This window comes from Alteromonas stellipolaris, from assembly GCF_001562115.1.
GTDB lineage: Bacteria > Pseudomonadota > Gammaproteobacteria > Enterobacterales > Alteromonadaceae > Alteromonas > Alteromonas stellipolaris.
In genome coordinates this window covers 902403-924328 of sequence record NZ_CP013926.1, presented here as the reverse complement: position 1 = coordinate 924328, position 21926 = coordinate 902403, and the positions used below count along the sequence as shown (strand labels likewise).

At 44.4% G+C, this 21926-nt stretch carries 19 protein-coding genes; 3 read left to right on the top strand and 16 right to left on the bottom strand.

Features of this window, described 5'->3' with window-relative positions; genetic code table 11:
- Window positions 1–53: 53 nt before the first annotated feature.
- The 5 genes from AVL57_RS03780 to rplM all read right to left on the bottom strand — a co-directional run bounded on the left by AVL57_RS03780 (window position 54) and on the right by rplM (window position 5767).
- On the bottom strand, window positions 54–3179 hold the full coding sequence (locus AVL57_RS03780; RefSeq protein ID WP_057793774.1) for a TonB-dependent receptor: 3126 nt from the start codon (window positions 3177–3179) through the stop codon (window positions 54–56).
- Between the two features lie 67 nt (window positions 3180–3246).
- Window positions 3247–4236, bottom strand: coding sequence for a FecR family protein (locus AVL57_RS03775; RefSeq protein WP_057793776.1), 990 nt, complete (start codon window positions 4234–4236; stop codon window positions 3247–3249).
- Entirely contained in the window at window positions 4236–4799 is a 564-nt protein-coding gene (locus AVL57_RS03770) for an RNA polymerase sigma factor (RefSeq protein ID WP_057793778.1), read from the bottom strand. The genes AVL57_RS03775 and AVL57_RS03770 overlap by 1 nt, the downstream gene beginning before the upstream one ends.
- Window positions 4800–4933: 134 nt before the next feature.
- Window positions 4934–5326 carry a 30S ribosomal protein S9 gene (gene rpsI / locus AVL57_RS03765; RefSeq protein WP_013785377.1) on the bottom strand — a complete coding sequence of 131 codons (393 nt, stop codon included), beginning with the start codon at window positions 5324–5326 and terminating at the stop codon, window positions 4934–4936.
- Between the two features lie 12 nt (window positions 5327–5338).
- On the bottom strand, window positions 5339–5767 hold the full coding sequence (rplM, locus tag AVL57_RS03760; protein ID WP_013785378.1) for a 50S ribosomal protein L13: 429 nt from the start codon (window positions 5765–5767) through the stop codon (window positions 5339–5341).
- A gap of 286 nt (window positions 5768–6053) precedes the next feature.
- Between rplM and AVL57_RS03755 the strand changes: the two genes are divergently transcribed.
- Both AVL57_RS03755 and AVL57_RS03750 read left to right on the top strand, forming a co-directional pair.
- A complete protein-coding gene (locus AVL57_RS03755; protein WP_057793780.1) occupies window positions 6054–6944 on the top strand; it encodes a type 2 periplasmic-binding domain-containing protein in 891 nt (296 codons plus the stop codon).
- A gap of 94 nt (window positions 6945–7038) precedes the next feature.
- Window positions 7039–7683 carry a tetratricopeptide repeat protein gene (locus AVL57_RS03750; RefSeq protein ID WP_057793782.1) on the top strand — a complete coding sequence of 215 codons (645 nt, stop codon included), beginning with the start codon at window positions 7039–7041 and terminating at the stop codon, window positions 7681–7683.
- A gap of 33 nt (window positions 7684–7716) precedes the next feature.
- Here the strand turns inward: AVL57_RS03750 and mazG are convergent, their stop codons facing one another.
- The 11 genes from mazG to djlA form a co-directional block, all read right to left on the bottom strand.
- Window positions 7717–8640 carry a nucleoside triphosphate pyrophosphohydrolase gene (gene mazG, locus AVL57_RS03745; RefSeq protein WP_057793784.1) on the bottom strand — a complete coding sequence of 308 codons (924 nt, stop codon included), beginning with the start codon at window positions 8638–8640 and terminating at the stop codon, window positions 7717–7719.
- The gene (gene relA / locus AVL57_RS03740) at window positions 8618–10801 is read right to left on the bottom strand and encodes a GTP diphosphokinase (RefSeq protein ID WP_057793787.1); all 2184 of its coding nucleotides are present in this window, start codon (window positions 10799–10801) and stop codon (window positions 8618–8620) included. The genes mazG and relA overlap by 23 nt, the downstream gene beginning before the upstream one ends.
- Before the next feature lie 12 nt (window positions 10802–10813).
- Window positions 10814–12235: a 23S rRNA (uracil(1939)-C(5))-methyltransferase RlmD gene (rlmD, locus tag AVL57_RS03735; RefSeq protein WP_057793789.1), complete on the bottom strand. Its 1422-nt coding sequence runs from the start codon at window positions 12233–12235 to the stop codon at window positions 10814–10816.
- Between the two features lie 17 nt (window positions 12236–12252).
- Window positions 12253–12630, bottom strand: coding sequence for a holo-ACP synthase (acpS, locus tag AVL57_RS03730; RefSeq protein ID WP_057793791.1), 378 nt, complete (start codon window positions 12628–12630; stop codon window positions 12253–12255).
- A 54-nt stretch (window positions 12631–12684) separates the two neighbouring features.
- On the bottom strand, window positions 12685–13422 hold the full coding sequence (gene pdxJ / locus AVL57_RS03725) for a pyridoxine 5'-phosphate synthase (RefSeq protein WP_057793793.1): 738 nt from the start codon (window positions 13420–13422) through the stop codon (window positions 12685–12687).
- A 155-nt stretch (window positions 13423–13577) separates the two neighbouring features.
- On the bottom strand, window positions 13578–14291 hold the full coding sequence (recO, locus tag AVL57_RS03720; RefSeq protein ID WP_057793795.1) for a DNA repair protein RecO: 714 nt from the start codon (window positions 14289–14291) through the stop codon (window positions 13578–13580).
- 45 nt (window positions 14292–14336) lie between these two features.
- Complete coding sequence (locus tag AVL57_RS03715; RefSeq protein ID WP_057793797.1) at window positions 14337–14612, bottom strand: hypothetical protein; 276 nt, start codon at window positions 14610–14612, stop codon at window positions 14337–14339.
- A 63-nt stretch (window positions 14613–14675) separates the two neighbouring features.
- Window positions 14676–16397: a single-stranded-DNA-specific exonuclease RecJ gene (gene recJ, locus AVL57_RS03710; protein ID WP_057793799.1), complete on the bottom strand. Its 1722-nt coding sequence runs from the start codon at window positions 16395–16397 to the stop codon at window positions 14676–14678.
- Between the two features lie 137 nt (window positions 16398–16534).
- Entirely contained in the window at window positions 16535–17257 is a 723-nt protein-coding gene (dsbC, locus tag AVL57_RS03705) for a bifunctional protein-disulfide isomerase/oxidoreductase DsbC (RefSeq protein ID WP_138118119.1), read from the bottom strand.
- Between the two features lie 183 nt (window positions 17258–17440).
- Window positions 17441–18358: a site-specific tyrosine recombinase XerD gene (xerD, locus tag AVL57_RS03700; RefSeq protein WP_057793803.1), complete on the bottom strand. Its 918-nt coding sequence runs from the start codon at window positions 18356–18358 to the stop codon at window positions 17441–17443.
- Window positions 18358–19215 carry a co-chaperone DjlA gene (gene djlA / locus AVL57_RS03695; RefSeq protein ID WP_082604969.1) on the bottom strand — a complete coding sequence of 286 codons (858 nt, stop codon included), beginning with the start codon at window positions 19213–19215 and terminating at the stop codon, window positions 18358–18360. Before djlA ends, xerD begins: the two co-directional genes overlap by 1 nt.
- Window positions 19216–19657: 442 nt before the next feature.
- Here djlA and AVL57_RS03690 point away from each other — a divergent pair, with 442 nt between their 5' ends.
- The gene (locus tag AVL57_RS03690; RefSeq protein ID WP_057793805.1) at window positions 19658–21892 is read left to right on the top strand and encodes an LPS-assembly protein LptD; all 2235 of its coding nucleotides are present in this window, start codon (window positions 19658–19660) and stop codon (window positions 21890–21892) included.
- Window positions 21893–21926 lie beyond the last annotated feature (34 nt).

Below are 21926 nucleotides of genomic sequence, written 5' to 3'. Positions count from 1 at the left end.
CCACCTAATAGTAAGCGCCTTTTTATGATGTGGAAGTAGATTAAGTGTTTAACCTAGAATTTATGATTAAGCGTTACGTAAGTATAACGGCCAATCGATGAATGAAGGCTACTGCTGAAACCAAAGGTTTCATCGGCAAACGGCGGCTCTTCGTTAGTCAGGTTACGCATGCCTACGGTCACTTTGGTTTTTCCGCTAAACAGTGCGTCTTCACTAAAGCGGTAACTTACGTACGCATCTAACGTTGACCAATCATCAATGACGTAAGTCACTAAATCACCTGAATCGTCGGTATAATTTAAGCTAGTGTCTTCAACATCACTAACATAACGATATTTAAGACCGGCACGCCATGCATCGCGAGAATAAGTTAGCGATAAGTTAGCCCGCCATTCAGGGCGTTCGTTTTGACGGATAAGGTCGCCATCGCTACCAAATATGGCAACTTGCTCTCCTTCAAACAATAACGCATCGTTCCCAGCTTCCTGCGCTTCAACGACTAAGTCTGTGATATCGTCAGATCCTTGATCGAACTTTCGTAAGTTGGCGGCACTGAGCTTGATGGAAAAGTCACCCACTTCAGTTTCAAAACGGTAATCGGCACTATAATCGATACCTGAAATATCTCTTGGAAGTAAGTTGGTGTAGTCGTTTCGAATATATATAATTTCGTCATTTTCATCACGAACCACATTTTCATTTGAACTACCTTGGCTTCGCAATAACGCATCGTACAAAATTTGCGTCTGACTATCTAAAATACCCACCGTGTTCTCTTGCTTGATTTGCCACCAATCGACTGTAAGGGTTAACGCTTTGGTAGGCGTAAGTACTACACCAAACGAGTAGTTTTCACTTTCTTCGGGGCTTAAAGTATCGCTGCCATTTCGAAGTTCTAGCGTACCACGATTCGTTTGTGTCACCGGATCGGTTCTGGTATTTGAACGGGCAACATTTACTGCTGTGGTCTGTGGTAACCCTGGCGCTTTGAAGCCCCCTGAATAAGCACCACGAATTAACGCGTTTTCATTTACCGTCCATGCAAGGGCAAATTTAGGTTTAAATATGCTGCCTACGTCAGAGAAATCTTCGTAACGGCCAGCCACCTGCAAATTCAAACTTTCAATAAAGGGTTTATCGGCCAGCAATGGAATGGCAAATTCTGCGTACGCAGATACTACATTGCGACTTCCGCTGGCATCAGGCGTGGGGCTACTTCCTAATACTTGGCTAGCAATTTCAGACGAAGTGCCACCCACTAGGTCACTGAAAAATAGCGTACCGTTCAAATCATCGGTTCGTTTGTCAAAAAAGCTCTCATAGCGATATTCAACACCTGCGGCAAAACCTACATCACCGGCGGGTAAACTAAATAAATCTGGTCGAGACACTTTGGCGTCAATTGAAGCAAGTTCTGTTTCTGACTCCCGCTCAACGTCCACCTTAAAACTGTCTATAACACTTTGTGATACAGGCGTATCATCAACCGTATTTGGGTTAGTTACACTGGCGCCGCTGAAAATATTGTAAGCCGTGCTTTCATCGGTACTATTAACCGCTTGTTGGAACAAGGTGGTGTTAATTCGATTTGCGGTATCTATGGTATTCGCTTTTGAATACAACACGGCTGAGTCGAAGTCCCAATCGCCTATATAACCACGGGAGCCTGCTAATAAACGATAACTGTAGTCATCGACTTCGATATTTCGTGGGCCTGTATCAATGGGACGATAGCGACGAACTGTTACGTCCTCACCAAAAGGGTTGTAAAATGCATCAGCAGACACCGTAAAACGCTGTGCTGTTAGATTGCCCGATTGTTCACGAATACGTTTTGCCGTTGCCGAGTAGTAAAGGGCTTCACCGTATATCTCAACGTCGTCGTTGATTTGATGATTCACCAAGGTGTACAGGTTGAGCCTATCTACTTCAGAGCTTAAGCTACGCTGTGAGTTTGAATCGAAGCGCATATCTCGAGGTGTTGATCCAGAAGACGCACACACATCGCCACTAACGTCTGCAACACAATCGTTGTATGACGCTGGCTCAAGGTGAAACGTGCCTAAACTGTCTGAGGAGAATTCGCCCCATGGCGTTACCGTTGAGCGATTATCTAGCTGTGTATCGCCAACAAAATCAGCAGGCACTTCGCTGAAGTTGCGTAAGTCAGAACTGGCGGCATAGTCCCGCTCACTCGCCATTACCATGTCACGATGATAGTACCCACCACTAAAAGTAACGTGTGTTTTATCATTATTAAATAACCAGCCACCAGCGCCTGATAAATTGATTTGGTCGCGACCTGTACCTTGGCTACTGCCATATTGAGCTTGAAGCTCACCGCCGGTATATTTATCGTCTAATACATAATTCACTACACCTGATATGGCATCAGTACCGTAAATAGCCGCAGCGCCATCGCGTAACACTTCAACTCTTTTTAGCCCTTTAACTGGCAGCGTATTTGAATTCACAGTAGTGACAGGCACCAAGTTTTCGGCCTGCGTACCTGGGTGTAGCACTAATCGGCGACCGTTCAACAGTGTAAGTGTGTAGCCTGTACCTATACCTCGTAGATTTACTGAAGAGACATCGCCACGTGCATCGTTTACGCCACCAACTACACGCTCGCTATTAAAATTTACGGCACCTTGTTGTGGTAACTCCGCTAAAATTTCCGCGCCACTGCTTAAGCCTAAACCATCAATATCTTCAGATGACATCATGGTGACGGGCAATGCGCCAGTATCTTGCATTCCACGGATGTTTGAGCCAGTAACTTGAATACGCTCTACACTTGCTTCTTGTTTTTGAACGTCAGCAGTAACGGGAACGGCAGAAGGGTTTTGTGGTTGGTTTTTCTCTTCGCTTCCAATCGGTGTAACGATATAGGTACTTTCAGAGGTTTGCTTGTAGGTGAAGCCCGTGCCTTTAAGCAAGGTGGAAAGTGCATCTTGCACATCCATATTGCCTTCTAGCTTAGGGGCTAGTTTTTGCTTTATTCTAGCGTCTGAAAACAAAATTTGAATTTCACTGTGCTGTGCCAGTGAGAGTAATGCGTTATCAAGTGTAGTAGCTTGAATTGAAAGGTTATCTATTTGCTGTGCTTTTAAGCCTGTGCTAAGTGACAATGCGACACACAGGGCTAACGTACTTGTTGTAGTTTTTGGCAACTTCATGGCTGCTCCTATAGTATTGTAATGTGTTCCCTTTTAGTTAATACGCAGCCAAAAACAAAACCCTCCGCTATTTCTTCACTAATTTTATATTTTCTTCATCTCTTTTCGCTTCTATCGGCAAGGTTGCTTCAAGTGCCGTTAAAATTGCATCGCCATCTGACAGCTTAAAAACGCCACTAATACGCAAATCGGCTACATCCTGATTAATCACTATTTTTTTGCTTCTATAGCGATTAAAACTGGCAATAACTTTATCTAACCGTTCTTCATCAAAACGTAAGTAACCCGTACGCCAACTTTGCGCTTTTACTACACTGTCCACACTTTCTTTTGCGATAAGTGCGCTGGTATCATTGAACGATGCAACTGCGCCGGCTTCCAATAACACTTGGGTATCATCTTTCGTTGGTTTGTTGGTGTTCGCCTCTGCCTTTTCTTCTATGGCGACGATTCCTTCTTCTACAGCAATATCAAATCCAGCCTGTGATAGCTTAATATTAAACTTCGTCCCTACGACTCTCACTGTTTTTTTTGCGGTATGAATTAGGAATGGACGGGAGCGATCTTTAGCAATATCGAAAAATGCCTCACCTTGTTCTAGCCAAAGCTCTCTGTGCGTTTCGCTAAACTTTATATTAATGCGGGTATCTGTATTTAACGTAATGGTAGAGCCATCTGATAATCCAACATTGCTGACCTCGCCGATGGCAGTAGAGTAATTATTGGCAAGCTCACTGTTATCAATACTTTGGTCAGGCGCATTGTGATGCGTGATGAGTAAAAAGCAGAACGATGCTACAACAATAGATGCCGCTAGATAGCGCATGCGATAGAAGCGCTTTTCCAGCTTTTGTCGCCAACCTATATGAGGCGCAATGTGAGCAGAGCTCTCCCATACTAAAAGTGCATCATCAAAAGCTGCTTGATGGGCAGCTTTGGCATCGCACCACGCAAGGATCTCACTTTCTTCTTTAGCTGTTAGCTCACCAGAGTAAAGGCGCACAACATATTCACTTGCGCGTTTATTTATTAAATGCTGGTTCAAACCCGTAGCCATTAATCTTGTACCTTATTACGAATCGCCGAGAGTGCGGCTGAGATATATTTTTCTACCGTACTGACAGAAACACCTAATATATCGCTAATTTCCCGATAAGCCTTACCTTCAACACGGCAAAGCACGAATGCAGATTTGTGATGAGGATTGATATTTTCAAGCACGTTTTCAATTTCTATGAGTTTTTCAGCTATCCCTGCATGCTTCTCGGGCTCATTGCTCCACGTAGAGTATAGGGTATCAGAAAATGGTTCATGCGCCTCATGAGCACGCACTTTTGCTCGCCGTTCTCTATCGATGATTAAATTGGTGACCACGGTAAACAGAAAGCTTCTAAACGTATCTTGGCGCGCTTCAATCTTTTGAGCCAATCCATCTAGTGAAAACAGTTTGGCGTACATTTCTTGGATAATATCTTCCACTTCTGGGGAATTAGCTCGTGCCCTTACTCGGATAAATCGACGAAGTGCCGGCTCATGCTCAGAAATAAGATGGTAGAGCGTAGCGTTGTCGCTTTGAGACTGCGCTATAGCTGATTGAGTATTTAAATAAACAACTTTCACACTAATTCTTCGTTCATTTCTGGCCTACCTACTAATACGCAGTGAAGCATAAACACCTCCACTTTTTTTGATTTTATTTAAGCCAGAAAATAAAAAACCCGGCGAAAGCCGGGTTTTTTGCATAAAACGTAAAATTAACGTTTTGAGAACTGTGGACGCTTACGCGCTTTGTGTAGACCCACTTTCTTACGTTCAACTTGACGAGCGTCACGAGTAACGAAGCCAGCTTTACGTAGAGCAGGACGTAACGTCTCATCGTACTCCATAAGAGCGCGAGTGATGCCGTGACGAATTGCGCCAGCTTGACCGTTAGAACCACCACCTTTAACAGTGACGTATAGGTCAAACTTTTCCAACATTTCAACAAGTTCTAGAGGTTGACGAACAACCATGCACTCAGTCTCGCGACCAAAGTACTCGTCTAGAGCACGTTTGTTTACTTGAATGTTACCTGAGCCTGGACGCAGGAACACACGAGCGGTAGAACTTTTGCGGCGGCCGGTGCCGTAGTATTGAGTATCTGCCATTTCGATTGCCCCTTAGATGTCCAAAACTTGTGGTTGCTGTGCTGCGTGCTTATGTTCTGCACCAGCGTAAACTTTCATTTTACGGAACATTGCACGGCCTAGAGGACCTTTTGGCAGCATTCCTTTCACTGCTTTCTCAATAACCATTTCTGGTTTGAAAGCTAGCAGCTTTTCAAAGTTAGTTTCTTTCAGACCACCTGGATAGCCACTGTGTGCATAATAGATTTTGTTCAATGCTTTACGGCCAGTAACCGTAATTTTATCAGCATTGATAACTACAATGTAATCACCAGTGTCCACATGAGGAGTGTACTCTGGCTTATGCTTACCACGAAGGCGCAATGCGATTTCTGAAGCCAAACGGCCTAGAGTTTTGTCTGTGGCGTCAACCACGTACCAGTCACGTTGTACCGTTTCTGGCTTTGCAACAAAAGTTTTCATTTAAATATCACCCGAATAATATCGTCGTTACTGATTTCTGAACACCAGAAATCACCATAAAATCAACACAAAGACCCCTTCGAGCCGGTCGATTCTTCCACCTTCCCAAAGGTGGGCGTAACTGGGCAGGGCGCGAATTATACAGGTTTTGACGAAAATGCGAACCCCTAATTTGCAAATATGGGCTCTTTTTCTGCGCAAAGTTTCTACAGAAACCGTGACAAGCTTAATTAATTCCGTTAATTTCAAGCAGAATACTTTTTTGAAAAGAATGAATAGGGAAAGAATGCGTTTATCGGTCTTTGTTTTAGTAGTACTCCAATTTATGGCAAGTGATTATGCTAAAGCAGAGTCTAATAACGTTATTCTCACACGGGCATTCGCTGATGACGATTATGGTTTTTATCAGCAGGAAGTTCTTGAGGCTGTAATGTCGGCAACTCCAGAATATGGTGATGCGCAGATTTCCCTGCACCCTCAACCTATGTCACAAAGTCGACAAGTAGTGTCCCTGTTAAAAGGTGATGCCCATATAATGTGGAGTGTGACTAATGCTGAGCGTGAGAAATTACTAACCCCAATCAAACTCCCCCTATTAAAAGGATTGGCTGGGTACCGAGTATTAGTGATTGCGAAAGATGCCCAACACAACTTTCCACATGCAATAAGTACCGATGAGCTTAAAACCCGCACCTTAGTGCAGGGGAACGACTGGCCCGACTTACACGTACTCCAATCAAATGGCTTTAATGCAGCAGGCGAAGAATGGAGTTTATGGTTTACGTCAATGTACACCATGGTGGAAAAAGGTATTGTGGATGGTTTTCCTCGAAATGTTATTGAGGTAAACGGTGACTTAATACGTCATGCCGACAAACCCGTTACTATCGATAAAAATCATCTTCTTATTTACCCCAATTACGAATACTTCTTCGTGCACCCTGATAACAGTGCTCTAGCAAAAAGAATTCGTGTTGGCCTGTCACGACTGATTGAAAACGGCACTCTTGAAGCCCTGTTTAATCAATTTGAATCTCATAAACTCGCCCTGACATTGGCGGACGATCCTCATCGCGCTAGGCATTTTTTGCAAAACCATTCTTTACCATATTTGCTTGATTACGCACGCTGGGATTTAGAAAAAGAAAAAGCCATGAAGGCGCTTTTAGGTGAATAATTACCTCGTGGGCCCATTTTTCTTGTTTTATACCCCGAGTTACTGGTAAAACCCCCGACTAAAATTCTATTTATCATCAATTAGGAACCCCACAATGCGCGGTAAACGTGGACTAATCTCGGTTTGTATCTCTCTTATGGTTTATGCAAATCTTACCTTCGCTGACAACAGCAGCACATTGCTTAATATCCAGCAGCAGTGGGCGTCAATCAATTATGAAGCTGATAACAGCGAAAAAGAAAAAGCCTTTATAGCGCTTATTGTTGATGCTGAAGCCTTTGTTGCATCATCCAATAACAGTGCCGAAGCGCTGACATGGTTAGCCATTACTCAATCTAGTGCCGCAAAAGCAAAAGGTGGTTTAGATGCGTTAGACTTTGCCAAAGCGGCAAGAGCAAATCTAGAAAAAGCCATAGAGGCAGATGAGCAAGTATTAGAAGGTACTGCATTAACCGTATTAGCGGCGCTGTATCACAATGTACCTGGCTGGCCGGTTGCTTTTGGCAGTGACAAAAAAGCAGCGCGCTTGTTTGAAAAGGCGCTAGCGCTTTACCCAAACAGTATGGATACGCACTACTTTTACGCAGAATACTTGTTTGATGATGGCGAGTATGAAGAGGCAGCTCGGCATTTGACATTAGCCAAAAGCGCGCCTGAAAAACAAAACCGCCCTATTGCGGATAAAGGGCGCAGAGCAGAAATAGAAAGTTTAGAGGCCAAAGTAGCGAGTAAGCTATAACGGCTAAGCTTTTTAATAGAACGCTATAAAGCGTTATGACTTAGCAGTGCTGATTTTCGCTTGCTGCCATAGCGCTTCCATCTCATCAAGCGTCATGTTTGCCAACGGTGACGCATCACTCTCAGGTTCGCGGTTTTTTACAGTCAAGTCGTCAGAAGCTAATTTATAGGCTAAAGACTCTACCACTTTAAAGCGTTTGGCGAACTTGTTACTGGCATTACGCAACGCCGTATCAGCATCTACCTTACAATGTCTTGCCAGATTTACCATAGCAAACAATGCATCGCCAATTTCTTCTTCTAAGGCTTGCTGATTTAGAGTTTCAGCATCAAGTTCTTGTTGAATCTCTTCAACTTCTTCACGCACTTTATCCAAAACAGGCGCCACTTCTGGCCAATCAAAACCTACCTTTGCACAGGCTTTTTGAAGTTTTTGGGCATACATTAATGCCGGCATTCCCACCGGCACATCATCAAGAAGACTGGAAAAAGCCTGTTCATCGCCATTAGTGTTCGAAGTGGCATTCAGGTTTTGCTTTAAGACCTGTTGTTTGAGGGCTTTTTCTTGGGCCTTTATACTGTTCCACTGTGCAGTTAAATCTTCCTCATTACTTGGCTGAGAAGAAGGGTCACCAAATACGTGAGGATGACGGCGAGTCATTTTATCGCTAATGCTTTTCGCAACATCATCAAAGGTAAAATTGCCCTCTTCCTCTGCAATGCGCGAATAGAACACTACTTGAAACAGCAAATCGCCCAGTTCGTCACGAATATCTGAGGGCTCACCTTTCGCGATAGCATCAACCACTTCGTAGGCTTCTTCAATGGTATAACGGGTTAGGCTTTCCATGGTTTGCTGAACATCCCACGGGCAACCAGACTCTCGGTCTCGAAGCTTCGCCATTATTTCTTGAAGTCGTTTTACCTCTGGCAACTCAGAATTGTTTGCGTTTTGCATCCGTAATGCCTTTTAACTGACGTAAACGAGCAAGTACTTTTGATAAAGTATCTAAGTCTTGTACTTCAATTGAAATGGTAATTAGCGCCGTTTGCCTGTGTTTATCACTTAAGCTATTCACACCCAATAATGGCACATTTTCATTGGCGAGTACGGTTGTGATATCGCGCAATAAACCGGTTCTGTCGTGGCAGAAGATATCGACGGAGGTTTCAAACCCTACCTTAAGCTCTTGTGACCAGTTCACCTCAATTTGGCGTTCTGGGTGCTGCTCAAGCAAATGCTGTAATTGATCGCAACTTTCTTTATGTACGCTTACCCCACGCCCTTGCGTGATATACCCCATAATGGGCTCACCAGGCACGGGTTTACAACAATTGGCCAACTGGCTCATCAAATGACCAACCCCTTGTACAACCACTGCATCCTTTTTGCCTGCGCCCTTAGCCGTACGTTTTGTTTTTACTTTAGGGCTAATTTCAGGCTCTTCTGGCTCTGGTTCTTGTAGGAAATGAATGAAGTTAATCACTTGCATTACCCTTACATCACCTGTGCCTATTGCCGCATAAAGGTCATCAGCACTATGGCCGTTAAACTTCTCGTACACTTCACTGGCTATTTTGGTGGGCAAGTGGGCGCGATGTAGTTCACGCTCTAGCAGCTCTTTACCTGCAGTTAGGTTTTTATCCCTATCTTGCTTTTTGAAGTACGAATGAATAGTAGCGCGGGCGCGAGATGAGTGCACATAGCCCAAACCTGGGTGCATCCAATCTCGGCTAGGGTTCAGCTCTTTGCCTGTGAGCACTTCCACTTGGTCGCCGCTATGCAGCTGATAAGTAAAAGGCACAATTCGTCCATTCGCTTTTGCCCCAATACAGCGATGCCCTACGTTGCTGTGAATATAGTAGGCAAAGTCTAGGGGCGTAGCGCCTTGAGGCAAATCGATAACATCGCCTTTTGGGGTAAATACATACACGCGATCATCAAATACCTGACTGCGCAGCTCTTCCACCATATCGCCAGATTCGGCCACTTCTTCTTGCCAAGCCAATATGCGGCGAAGCCAGTTTATACGTTCATCGTAACCCGACTGTTTACCCGTACTGCCTTCTTTGTACTTCCAATGCGCAGCAACCCCTAGTTCGGCGTCTTGATGCATTTTATGTGTACGAATTTGAATTTCGACAGGCTTACCTTCGGGGCCCACGATAACCGTGTGAATAGACTGATAGCCATTTGATTTAGGGGTGGCGATATAATCGTCGAACTCGTTGGGTAAATGCTTGTAGCTGGCGTGCACGGTGCCAAGCGCGGCATAACAATCTTGCAACCGCTCGGCGATAACCCGCACGGCACGTATATCGAATAATTGTTCGAAGGTGAGGCGTTTTTTCTGCATTTTTTTCCAAATGCTGAAAATGTGTTTTGGCCTGCCGTACACATCGGCGCGAATATTTTCGCTATTCATTAATGATTGCAGATCATCAACAATTCCATCGATATACTCAGCCCTCTCTCGACGTTTACCGTCAAGTTGCTTAGCAATTTGTTTGTAAGTAATAGGGTGCAGATAGCGAAAGGCTAAATCTTCTAGTTCCCATTTTAATTGACCAATCCCTAAACGGTTAGCCAATGGGGCATAAATGCTGGCACATTCACGAGCCACCATAACCCGCGTTTCCTCATCTGCTTTTTTCGCTTGTTGAAGGGCGCAAATACGTTCTGCCATTTTAATCACAACGGCACGTACATCTTCAACCATAGCTAGCAACATACGACGAATACTATCTATATGTTGTTCATCAGATTTTTCGTTGAACGGCGAGCCATTCGCTTTTCTAGCATGTAAGGTTTTAATGGCGTCCATACGCCTTACACCCACGACTAAGTCACGGATTTCACTATCAAACTCTTGCTCAATATCCGCTTCGGTCAAACAATGTTGTTCGCAGTAGGGAAAGACTAATGCCGCCTGCAAGGTGACATCGTCCATATTGAGCTGACAGAGTATTTCAACCATTTCCTGGCCGACGAGAAGGCGCTCTGGCATAGAAGACACACTGCGTAGTTTGTCTTTGGTTTCTTCACTTAAATCGAGGCTATCTAGCCAAACCTCAAAGGGAGGTCTATCGGCTGCATGCACTTTTCTTGTTGTCACCATAACCGCTGCTCGCTATTGCTGTTGGCGTGTAAATAGCGCCATCGTTTCCATATGATGGGTAAAGGGGAACATTTCAATCACACCCGCTTTTTGCATTTGATAACCTCCATCTATCAGAATACGCGCATCCCGTGAAAATGTGTTCGGGTTGCAAGAAACATACACTATCGTATTTGGTATAGCGCGAACCAGTGCATGACAAACCGTCAAAGCCCCCTCACGAGACGGGTCGAGTAGTACTTTATCGAACCCACCTGCTAGCGCTTTATCGACTGATTTTTCGTCAGCTAAGTCAAGCTGCATCCAGTCAACGTTAATAATGCCCTGTTCGAGGGCGTTACTTTTGGCGCGCTGCACCATTTCAGCAACTCCTTCCACTGCTCTTACCGTAGCGCCACTGTTGGCTATGGGCAAGGTGAAATTACCTAAACCACTGAACCAATCGGCAATGCGTTCACCGGCTTTTGGTGCTAACCATGACAGAGCTTGCGCCACCATTTTAGTGTTTACTTCTGCGTTAACCTGAACAAAGTCATTAGGCCCAGGTTGCAAATAAAAGCCGTCTACTGTGTTACAAGTGATAGGTGCTACTTCATGCAATGAGGTAAAATCGCCATTACCGTCTTCGATTGTCATATTCACGTTTTGTTCCACAGCAAACTGGGACAGTGACGCAATAAAGTCGTTGGCTAGAGAGCGGGTATGCTTCACAGTAACTTGCACCGCATTTTCCCCCGCCAATAGGCTGATATGCCCAACAAGGCGAGCGCTTGCGTAGCCTGTAATGGCAGATTTAAGTGGCGCAATAAGCTGACTTAGCGCCTCAACCAAAACCGGGCAACCATCGATATCAACAATGTTTTTGCCCGCACTTTCTCGAAAGCCAAGTTTTATTTTATCTGGGTTTCTTGCATCAATTGCTAGGCGGGCTTTACGGCGATAGCGTGGCCTGTCGCCGCTGATGGGCGCTTGCCATGCCCCCTCGTTGAAACCGAGTTTACGCTGGAACATACTTTTAAGCGCATCGTCTCGTAGTGCCAGGGCTACTTGAGGCTCTACGTGCTGAAGCTGACAACCACCGCACTGATTTGCCACCCCGCAAAACGGTTTTTGGCGGTGTACTGAGGGTGTATTCACTTTAGTGACTTTTGCGTTAACAATCTGTTTGTTGCTTGAAAGCGCTTTTATTTGTATGGTTTCGTCAGGTAATGCACCATCAACAAAATATAAGGTTTCACCTCGAGCAACACCCTGCCCCTGCCAATCCATACCATCAATAGTTACCGCTTCATTGGCTGCATTGATGTCATCAACCGAGGGCCAAGATTGTTTGGTTTTTACAATGTGCTGCTTTTCGCCCGAGCCTGCGCCGCGCACTCGTCCTTTCACATTGCTTTTGTTTTTGCCTTTGCTCGGTTTATAAAATATGGCCACGTGGCGCTCCCGTTACATTAATTTTCAAGAATAACGGTAGCAACCGCATAGTGTATTTCATCAGATATGCTTATTACGCTAGAGGTAATAGCGCGCTGTTTACACAGCGTGGCAAATTCACCGGAAAAGTGAAGTTCTGGTGCGCCAAGGTCATTGTTACGCACTTCAATATGTTGCCAACTTATTCCATTACCAATACCAGTGCCTAAGGCTTTAACCGCAGCCTCTTTAGCGGCGAAACGCTTGGCTAAGTAGCGCACGGGGTCATTGCTAGCAACATAAAGGGTAAGTTCGTAAGGCGTGAGCACACGTTTGGCGAGGCGCTCGGTGGTAGCGTCGCTTTTATTTAAACGTGCAATTTCAATAATGTCTGTGCCTAATCCAGCTATGGCCACAAGGTATTCTCTTAGTTGTTGCTAGCGTTAATGTGCATTTTTTGAAATTCGAGTTTACACGCCGCTTCGTGCTTCTAGCATAAGCTTGCGCATATCAGCAACCGCAGTTGCTAAGCCATCAAACGCGGCTCGTGCAATAATCGCATGGCCAATATTCAACTCGATAAGTTGAGGAATAGCCGCAATCGGTTTCACGTTATGGTAATGCAACCCATGCCCAGCATTCACTTTAAGCCCTAGTTTATCGGCATATTCAATGCCTTCTACTAATCGGGCTAACTCTTCTTCAAGCTCTGCTTCACTGGTTGCTTCAGCATACTGGCCTGTATGAATTTCTATATAAGGTGCACCGCACTCAACCGCTGCATCTATTTGTTTTTTATCTGCATCGATAAACAACGAAACCAAAATATTTGCAGCCGCTAAACGCTCACAAGCATGTTTCATCACGGCTAAATTACCCGCAACATCAAGACCGCCTTCAGTGGTTAGCTCTTCACGCTTTTCCGGCACTAAACAACAAAACACCGGTTTCACTTCTTCAGCAATAGAGAGCATTTCATCAGTAACCGCCATCTCTAAGTTTAGGCGGGTATTGATAGTTTGCGCCAAAATGCGTACATCTCTGTCTTTTATATGGCGACGATCTTCTCGTAAGTGAACGGTAATACCGTCTGCACCCGCGCGTTCTGCAACATCAGCAGCATGCACCGGATCTGGGTAGTTGGTGCCGCGGGCATTTCGAAGTGTGGCAATATGATCGATGTTAACGCCAAGAAGAAGTGTACTCATTAACAGATACCTATAGTAGAACAAGCATTTGGCAATCAGCGAGTCATAGAAGTTTCGCGTATTGCCTGTCTAAAATTGAATAAGCGCCATTGTAACAAACTTTCGAACTATCACGTGGCAAAAAGCGTGATTAAATATGCGTAACACTTATTGCACTAGTGCTTTCGAATAACAAATAATTCCCTACTTTTTAGCGGTTTATCACCAATTAGCGGCTTGAGTAAATCACGGCACAATACTTTGGCCACCCGTTTGCTCATGGGCGTAAATTCACCTTGGGCTAAGGCAAGTAACGCACTGCCTGGCAAGCCCTTACGAGTGTAGCCATTTGGCACATCATCTGGCAGCGCACAAAAGCCAAACTCAGGCTGAAGCACATAGTGTTTTTCTGCTTCAATGGGCATGTCGTACTCTACATCTTCAGTGAAATCAGGCAGTAACCCCATTTCATCTAGAAGCGATAATTCAAACTTTCGCAGGGTAATTTCAATGTCATCATCGTTAAATAGCGCCGTAAGCGCCTGCTCGTAAGCCTCAAACACCGCTTCACTGGCAAGGCCAGCAGGCATTATTCTATTGGTGAGTTCATTGAGGTACATGGCACAAAATAGCGGCGTACCCGCTAAATTAATGGATGGCGCGGTGCTTTCTACGTGCCGTAAATTTTTTAAATCAGATTTACCGGCAAGTTGAAGTTTGAGCGCTTGAAAAGGTTGAAGCAGGCTTTTTTTATCAGATTTACTGTTACGTACACCTTTTGCCACAGCACTCACTTTACCTTGTTCTAAGGTAAAGAAATCGACAATATAACTGGTTTCCCGATAAGCTCGGCGGTGCAACACAAAAGCAGTCAACCAGTCGTTATTCATTCATTTTCCTGTGTTTTATTTACCAGCGCTAGCAGACTAGTGGGCTTAGCTTCGTTTAATGCGTACCACTTTCATGGTTTCAAATTCAATGCCCGCCACCTCCTCTACCTGTCGGTAGTAAGTGATATTAACCCGCGCGCCCTTTAAGCTTTGGTACTGCTTTTTTCGTCGATAGATAAACGGGACATCAATGCCTTCTAGCATTACCGTGTGCCGTATCCAGTCATCTTCTTCACGCTGAACATGAGACACCACCTTCATATTATCAGACTGATTTAACTGGCCATGCTTGCTGATTAATTTGTCAGTCTCTGATTTCATATTATTCACCTTGCACCGCGTTGTGTTCTGATGAGTGAGCGCTATGCTCTGCGTGCTTTGCCTTTATGCGCTTTCTAGCTGTTCGATAATAAGCTGTACAGACTCTTGGCCGCGAAATACATTTACATCTAATCGGTAGGCAATACGCACTTGTTTTACCATGGCATTCGGCCAAGCTTTAATATCAATGTTAAAGGCAATGGCATCTACTTCGCCCACTGAAGGTTCTCGCAATACCAGCTTTAAGTGTTTTTCACCCACCAGACGTTGTTGCACCACTTGAAACTCACCATCAAAGAGTGGCGATTCAAAGCCCTGACCAAAGGGACCTGCTTGCCTGAGCAAATGGGCAAAAGACAAAGACAACTCTTGTCCCGTTAAGCTGCCGTCAGACAGTAGTACTTGGTTGCCGTCTAGTTTATCCACATGCTGCTTAGCAATGTTGATGAAGGCCTTCTCGAATGCGGCTAAGTTAGCAACCGGTAAACTCAACCCGGCTGCCATCGCATGTCCACCAAATTTATCAATAACGCCCGGAAAGCGGGTATTCACTTCATCGAGTACATCACGAATATGCACTCCTGGGATAGAGCGAGCCGAACCTTTTATAGTCGTATCGTCTTGATGAGCAAAAGCGATAACCGGTTTCAAATACTTTTCTTTTAAGCGCCCCGCCACGATACCAATTACACCTTGGTGAAAATCCGCTTGATATACTACCAATGCGGCAGGAATATCGCCTTCAGTGAGGGACATTTTTTCTAGCACTTGTTCGGCTTGCGCCTTCATTCCAGTTTCTATTTCTCGACGTTCGCGGTTTAGTGCATCTAGCTCCGAGGCTATCATGCGAGCTTGCATAGTATCGTCTTCTAACAGGCAAGCTATGCCTTGAGACATATCGTCTAATCTGCCGGCTGCATTTAAGCGAGGGCCAATAACAAAACCTAAATCGGTAGAGGTAAGGTGAGTGCAGTCTCGATTAGCCACTTCAACTAAGGCTTTAATACCCGGTCTGCATTTACCTGCTCGAATTCGCTGTAAGCCTTGGTGTACCAAAATTCGGTTGTTTTTATCTAATACCACCACATCGGCCACGGTGCCTACAGCCACAATGTCTAGTAACGATGCCAAATTAGGCGCTGGAATATGCTTTTCAGTAAACCAGTTTCGTTGCTGTAGTTCGGTTTTAAGCGCTAACATAATGTAAAACGCCACACCTACCCCAGCTAAGTTTTTAGAGGGGAAGGTACAACCTGGTTGATTGGGATTTACAATCGCATCGGCGGGAGGAAGCGTATCACCGGGTAAGTGGTGATCAGTAACAATAACCTCTATGCCCAATGCTTTTGCATGCGTCACCCCTTCAATACATGCAATGCCATTATCTACCGTAATGATAACATCGGCGCCTTGCTGCTTAGCGATATCCACAATAGGCACGCTTAGACCATAGCCGAAGTCGAATCTATTCGGCACAAGATAGTCCACATTGTTGAAGCCCATCATGTGCAGTGAGTGGATACACACCGCAATACTAGTCGCGCCGTCGGCATCGAAGTCACCTACAATAATAAGGGTCTTATCCTGCTCAATGGTGTCAGCCAGAATGCTCGCCGCAGCAGCCATACCCTTTAGCTCATTAAAGTGGGTAAGGCCCTTAAGGCCATTTTCTAATTCGCTAACATCTTGTACGTTTCTGCCGCGATAAATCCGGTCTATAACAGGGTGCAAAGCAGAAGCAAGAGGGGCGTCACCAGTTTCACGGCGCACTACAGGCAATATCATCGACATTCATCACTACGGTTAATTAGAGGGTAATGATACCCAAGGGAATGAGGTAGGTAAAATGAGAACATAAAAAACGCACCTAGCCTAAGCATTACCTTTTGCTATGGTGCGTTTTTAAAAAATTAAGATTGACGCTATTCGGCTTGCTCAATAGCCTGTGCAATCATACCAGCAGGTTGGTAACCAGGAATAAGCGAGCCATCTGGTAATACAATGTTAGGGGTACCATTTACACCCAACTTTTGCCCTAACAAATATTGTTCTGCAACTTTATTAGCACATTTAGCGGTTGCCACATCGTTGCCCGCTTTTGCGTCAGTTAATGCTTTTTGTGGATTTGCCGCACACCATACCGACACCATGTCTCGGTAATTTTGGCTATCTAAACCAGCACGAGGAAAGGCCAAGTAGTTTACGGTAATACCCATGTCGTTTAAGTCGCCCACTTCTTTATGAAGCTTTCGGCAGTAACCACAAGTGGTATCGGTGAAAACACTGATCACATGCTTTTCGTTTTTAGCTTTAAACGTAATGGCCGATGACGCCATTTCGTTCACCCCTTCAATACGAAGGCCTGAATAGGCAACTTCCGTTTCATTACGCATGCCTTCATCAATATTAAGAATACGCGCTTGAACTAGATATTTAGCATCATCACTGACATAAAAGAAACCACGGTTGGTAGATACTTGTACCAAGCCCGGAATAGGAGAATCGGCAAGAGAGTCAACGTCTAAGCCAAGCATATTAGTCAGCTTATCTTTAATTGCCGCATCATCAGCTGCGCTTGCAACACTCGCAAAAAGGCTCGTGGTGAACACCATTGCAACTAATAGGCTAAATTTTACTACTTTCACTATATTTACTCCGACAGCAACCATGCTTTCAAAATATTAAAATGGGATATAACTAAGACCGCTTAACGTTGAGAAAAATTTCATCTATTCGTTTCACTAAAGCAATACTTAGCGAGTATTTAAAGCAATGCTAACACACCCCTCGCTGGGGAACACTGAAGTTTGCCTTACCAATTAGTGGAGTTATCCCCGAGGGTGATGACTGTGAATAAGTGTTTGTAATCGCTCGGTCGCCACATGGGTATAGATTTGGGTCGTCGACAAATCGCTGTGCCCCAACAACATCTGCACAACGCGCAAGTCGGCGCCATGATTGAGTAAATGCGTGGCAAAGGCATGACGTAAAGTATGTGGAGACAAGTGCTGGTCAATATTGGCTTTCACTGCATAATATTTTATACGATGCCAAAAGGTTTGCCGCGTCATCTTTTGACCGCGTCTGCTCAAATATACATAATCTGATTGCTTTGTCGCAAGAACTGGCCGAGCCGTTTTTATGTAGGTTAACAGCCATTCTATGGCGTCTTCACCCAATGGTACTAGTCTGTCTTTGTTACCCTTACCAGTCACCCGAACCACGCCTTGCTGCAAGCTTACCTCACTCATTTGTAAACCGATAAGTTCACTTACCCGCAATCCCGTGGCATAAAGCACTTCGAGCATGCTTTTATCTCGGCACTCTATAGGGTCTTCAACTAAGGGCGCGGCGAGTAAGTCTTCTACCTGACGCTCACTTAACGAGGCAGGTAAAGATTTAGGTAATTTAGGGTTTGATAAGGAAGATATTGGATTATCTACCCGTATTTGTTTACCAATTAAATACGTATAAAAAGCCCGTAACGCACTCATTGCACGTTGTGTGCTTCGTGCTGAAAGCCCCTTGTCGTGACGGTAGGCAAGATAATCTTGCATCATTTCGGTGGTAAGTACCGCAATGTCTTTAATGCCTTGGTTATTGCAGAATATAGCCAGTTTAGTTAAGTCGGTGCGATAACTTTGTTGAGTATGATCAGACAATCCCTTCTCAAGCCACAGCATTTCTATAAAGCCATCGATATGTGCCTGACTAGCAGCAGGCACATAAGTAAGCTCACGCTTCATTAAAAGCCACGCTTTTGTTTTATCAACTCGTAAGCAGACTGAATATCTTGGGTCTTTTTCTTCGCCATTTCCATGGCTTGTTCAGGCAAGCCTTTTGATACAAGCTTATCGGGATGATGCTCTGCCATACGTTTTCGGTAGGCTCGTTTAATGGTTTTCTCATCATCAGACGCAGTAACACCCAAAATACGGTAAGCATCATCAAGAGATTGTTTTTCGGTATACGCGCTTTGCTGCGAAGAACGCTGCTGGCCATGGCCGCCTTGGCTACTTTGTCCTCCTCGCTGCCTAAAGCGTATTTCAGCTTCAAACATAGAAATAAGATAATCGAGATCTCGGCGTCTAAAACCCAGTGGCTTCGCTACTTTTTCTAATACCACATACTCTTCTTGGGTTAACTTTCCATCGGCAAATGCTGCTTGAATCAATATCTCCAAGAAAACCTGTAATATATCTCGGCGACCGTGGCTGGCTTCGTACAACCCTTTCAACGTATCAGTAATAGGGAAGTCTCTGGCTTTACCTTCACGAAACGCTTCTTGTGCTTCTTTACGTGCATCACCGGTTAACTTCATGTCATCCATGAGTGCAGTGGCAATTTGAATTTCACGACTGGTTACTTTGCCATCAGATTTCGCTAAATGACCCAGGGCTGAGAACAAGCTATGAAAAAATACGGCTTGTTGCTTCATACTATTTTGATCGGTAAAGAAACGGCCGAACCCACCAAGTTGATTAAAGTCTTGGCTATAAGCCTTATCAAAAAAATGCCCTACAATTAGCCCTAATATAGCACCGGGGATTTTTAAAAACATAAACCCAAAAAGTACACCAAGGACTTTTCCCCACACCGCCATATCAGCATTCTCCTGTAATCATTAGCGCATTGTTGATGATGATTCTGCACCCAGCCAACGTCTAAAATCGTTGTTTAAGCACCATGATCTGCAAGCCTTATAAGGCTATAAAAATAGAGTAATCATTAGAAGTAGGTATAGCTTGACGCTTTTCAAGCTAAAAACTTGTCTATTCACTTCATTAATTGAGTAGTTTTTTATGCAATAAGTCAGTAAATATGCGGTAAATCACTATTTAGATAAAGAGAAATACGATTTTTTTAATCCAATGGTTGGTAAATACAACAGAAGTGCTTAGAATTGACGGCTAATTACATTGCGTTAACTGCCAACGCTACTTAGGTTGGCGTATTATTAACTCTATGCAGAACTATATGTGCGCCTTAAGGTCACACCATTATAGTGTCAGCACCGAATAACAAAACAGGCCATTCACCACCGCATGAAAAAGACCTGCGCCATGCTTGTTTCCGCGACCTTGTCTACTCACGTCGCGTTTGCACAGGAAGCTAATCCAGAATCAGTCTCACCGCTAGCCTTTTGCTCGGTGGAGCCCATTGTCTTTAAAAGCTCAGCACTTATGCCGAAGGGGCATGTGAAGGTTGAAGCCAACCGAACTGAAATCATCGAAAATAAAGTAGCACTGTTTTCAGGTAATGTGGATATTACGTCTGATAGCGCCATTATTAGCGCATCTCAAGCACAAGTGAATGGCAACGGTGAAGACGTACTGGCAAAAGGCGATGTGCATTTTCGCGACGCACAGTTAAGCGTAGAAAGTGATGCGGTGTCACTTCGTTCGAAAGAAGAACGCTTAGAAATGCAAAACACCCGTTATCAATTAACTGGGTTTGTTGGTCAAGGCGCTGCTGAAGACATATTGGTTGATACCAATGAAGGTATTGTTTTAAAGGAAGTGAGTTTTACTACCTGCCCTGAAGGTCATGAAGATTGGATGATTCGGGCCAGTGAGATTAGCATTGAAAAAGGCACTGCGTGGGGTAAAGCGAAACATACCCGCTTTTATGTTGCTGATGTTCCTGTTTTCTATCTCCCCTATTTCGCATTTCCAGTAAGTAATGAACGTCAAACCGGCTTATTGTTTCCTGAAATAACGAGCTCTAGCAATACCGGCATCGATTACACCCAGCCGTTCTATTGGAATATTGCCCCTAACTTTGACATGACTATATCGCCTCGGGTGATGACCCAGCGTGGTGTTCAACTAAATACCGAATTTCGTTACCTCACCGAGAAAAGTGAAGGTACCGCGTACGTGGAGTACTTGCCAAGCGACAGTGATATTGAAGGGTCTCCCGATCGCTACTTCTACCGTTTACAGCACCAAGGGCAGCTAAATGAAAACTGGGTGTTGGGCATCGATTTCAATGGATTGAGTGATGATAACTATATTGTCGATTTAGGCTCTGATTATTATAACAGCGCAGACACGCACCTTTACCGTACCGTGAGCTTGGGCTATTACACTCGAGATCTCTCGGTAAACATGCAAGTTAAAGACTTCGAGATACTCGGTGATACTGCTGACAGTTATCGCGCGCTTCCAGAAGTTAAAATTGATTATCGCACGTCTTTTGGCCGCTATTTCGAATTCAGTGTGAATTCTGAACTAGCGTATTTCGATAACACTTCTGAAACCGCGCCAACAGCAACTCGCTTTCATGTAGCCCCTACTTTTGCTATGCCTATTCGGGCTGCATGGGGTGAATTTGTTGCCGAAACCACCGTATTGCAAACGGTTTATAAACAAGAAAATATTCAAGATACAGACTTAGAAGAAAATGTAGAGCGTACCTTGGGGCAAGCTCGCTTATTCGGTGCCCTGTATTTTGAAAAAGACTCTTCATGGTTTGGTAATAATACCGCCATGACGCTAGAGCCTAAAATTCAGTATCTGTATACCTCGTATGAAGACCAAACTGCAATTGGACTTTACGATTCAACGCCCCTGCTAACCGATGTTGAAGGGCTTTTCAGAGGGCAAGAATTTACCGGATTGGATAGAATATCAGACAACAACCAAGTTACCCTTGGTGTAACCAGTCGAATATTGGATAAAAACAATAGGGAACAATTTGTACTTAGCTTGGGTCAGATATTCTACCTTGAAGATAACAAAGTCATTGCTGCGACTAAAAATCAAGACCGTTCGGCGCTTGCAGCTGAGATGGACTGGCAATTTAACAAAAACTGGTACGCCCATTCTGATATTCAAGTGACCACCGACACTGACAAAGTTGACTTAAGCAGTGTTGGCTTAGAATATCGAAAAGATGCAAAGCGATTCATTCAGTTAAGTCATCGATACGTTCGTGATTTAAGTGGTGAAACCATTGACCAAGTGGGAATATCTGCGAGTTGGCCTATTGCGGAAAACTGGCAATGGGTGGGACGAACTTACCGTGATATTGAGCGCGACCGCAGTATCGAGACTTATGCAGGTATTCAGTATGAATCCTGTTGTTGGGCAATACGATTAGTGGCAGAAAGAAGTTTAAGCAACCGCTACGATTCATCGGGGGAGCAATCTACCGACGATTTCGATACTGGTGTGTCATTACAATTTATATTCAAAGGTATCGGTACGTCTGGTACACAAAGAAGCATGTTACAAGATGGCATGTTTGGCTATCGTCAGCCATATAGTTTAAATTAATCCGTTGTAGCGTAGGGAGTAGCCCTACGTTAAG

Bases quoted from the DNA above. Each gene is read 5' to 3' on its own strand.
- AVL57_RS03780 (WP_057793774.1), bottom strand. From the start codon at position 3,179: ATGAAGTTGCCAAAAACTACAACAAGTACGTTAGCCCTGTGTGTCGCA.
- AVL57_RS03775 (WP_057793776.1), bottom strand. From the start codon at position 4,236: ATGGCTACGGGTTTGAACCAGCATTTAATAAATAAACGCGCAAGTGAA.
- rpsI (WP_013785377.1), bottom strand. From the start codon at position 5,326: ATGGCAGATACTCAATACTACGGCACCGGCCGCCGCAAAAGTTCTACC.
- rplM (WP_013785378.1), bottom strand. From the start codon at position 5,767: ATGAAAACTTTTGTTGCAAAGCCAGAAACGGTACAACGTGACTGGTAC.
- AVL57_RS03755 (WP_057793780.1), top strand. From the start codon at position 6,054: ATGCGTTTATCGGTCTTTGTTTTAGTAGTACTCCAATTTATGGCAAGT.
- AVL57_RS03750 (WP_057793782.1), top strand. From the start codon at position 7,039: ATGCGCGGTAAACGTGGACTAATCTCGGTTTGTATCTCTCTTATGGTT.
- mazG (WP_057793784.1), bottom strand. From the start codon at position 8,640: ATGCAAAACGCAAACAATTCTGAGTTGCCAGAGGTAAAACGACTTCAA.
- relA (WP_057793787.1), bottom strand. From the start codon at position 10,801: ATGGTGACAACAAGAAAAGTGCATGCAGCCGATAGACCTCCCTTTGAG.
- pdxJ (WP_057793793.1), bottom strand. From the start codon at position 13,422: ATGAGTACACTTCTTCTTGGCGTTAACATCGATCATATTGCCACACTT.
- recO (WP_057793795.1), bottom strand. From the start codon at position 14,291: ATGAATAACGACTGGTTGACTGCTTTTGTGTTGCACCGCCGAGCTTAT.
- AVL57_RS03715 (WP_057793797.1), bottom strand. From the start codon at position 14,612: ATGAAATCAGAGACTGACAAATTAATCAGCAAGCATGGCCAGTTAAAT.
- recJ (WP_057793799.1), bottom strand. From the start codon at position 16,397: ATGATATTGCCTGTAGTGCGCCGTGAAACTGGTGACGCCCCTCTTGCT.
- xerD (WP_057793803.1), bottom strand. From the start codon at position 18,358: ATGAAGCGTGAGCTTACTTATGTGCCTGCTGCTAGTCAGGCACATATC.
- djlA (WP_082604969.1), bottom strand. From the start codon at position 19,215: ATGGCGGTGTGGGGAAAAGTCCTTGGTGTACTTTTTGGGTTTATGTTT.
- AVL57_RS03690 (WP_057793805.1), top strand. From the start codon at position 19,658: ATGAAAAAGACCTGCGCCATGCTTGTTTCCGCGACCTTGTCTACTCAC.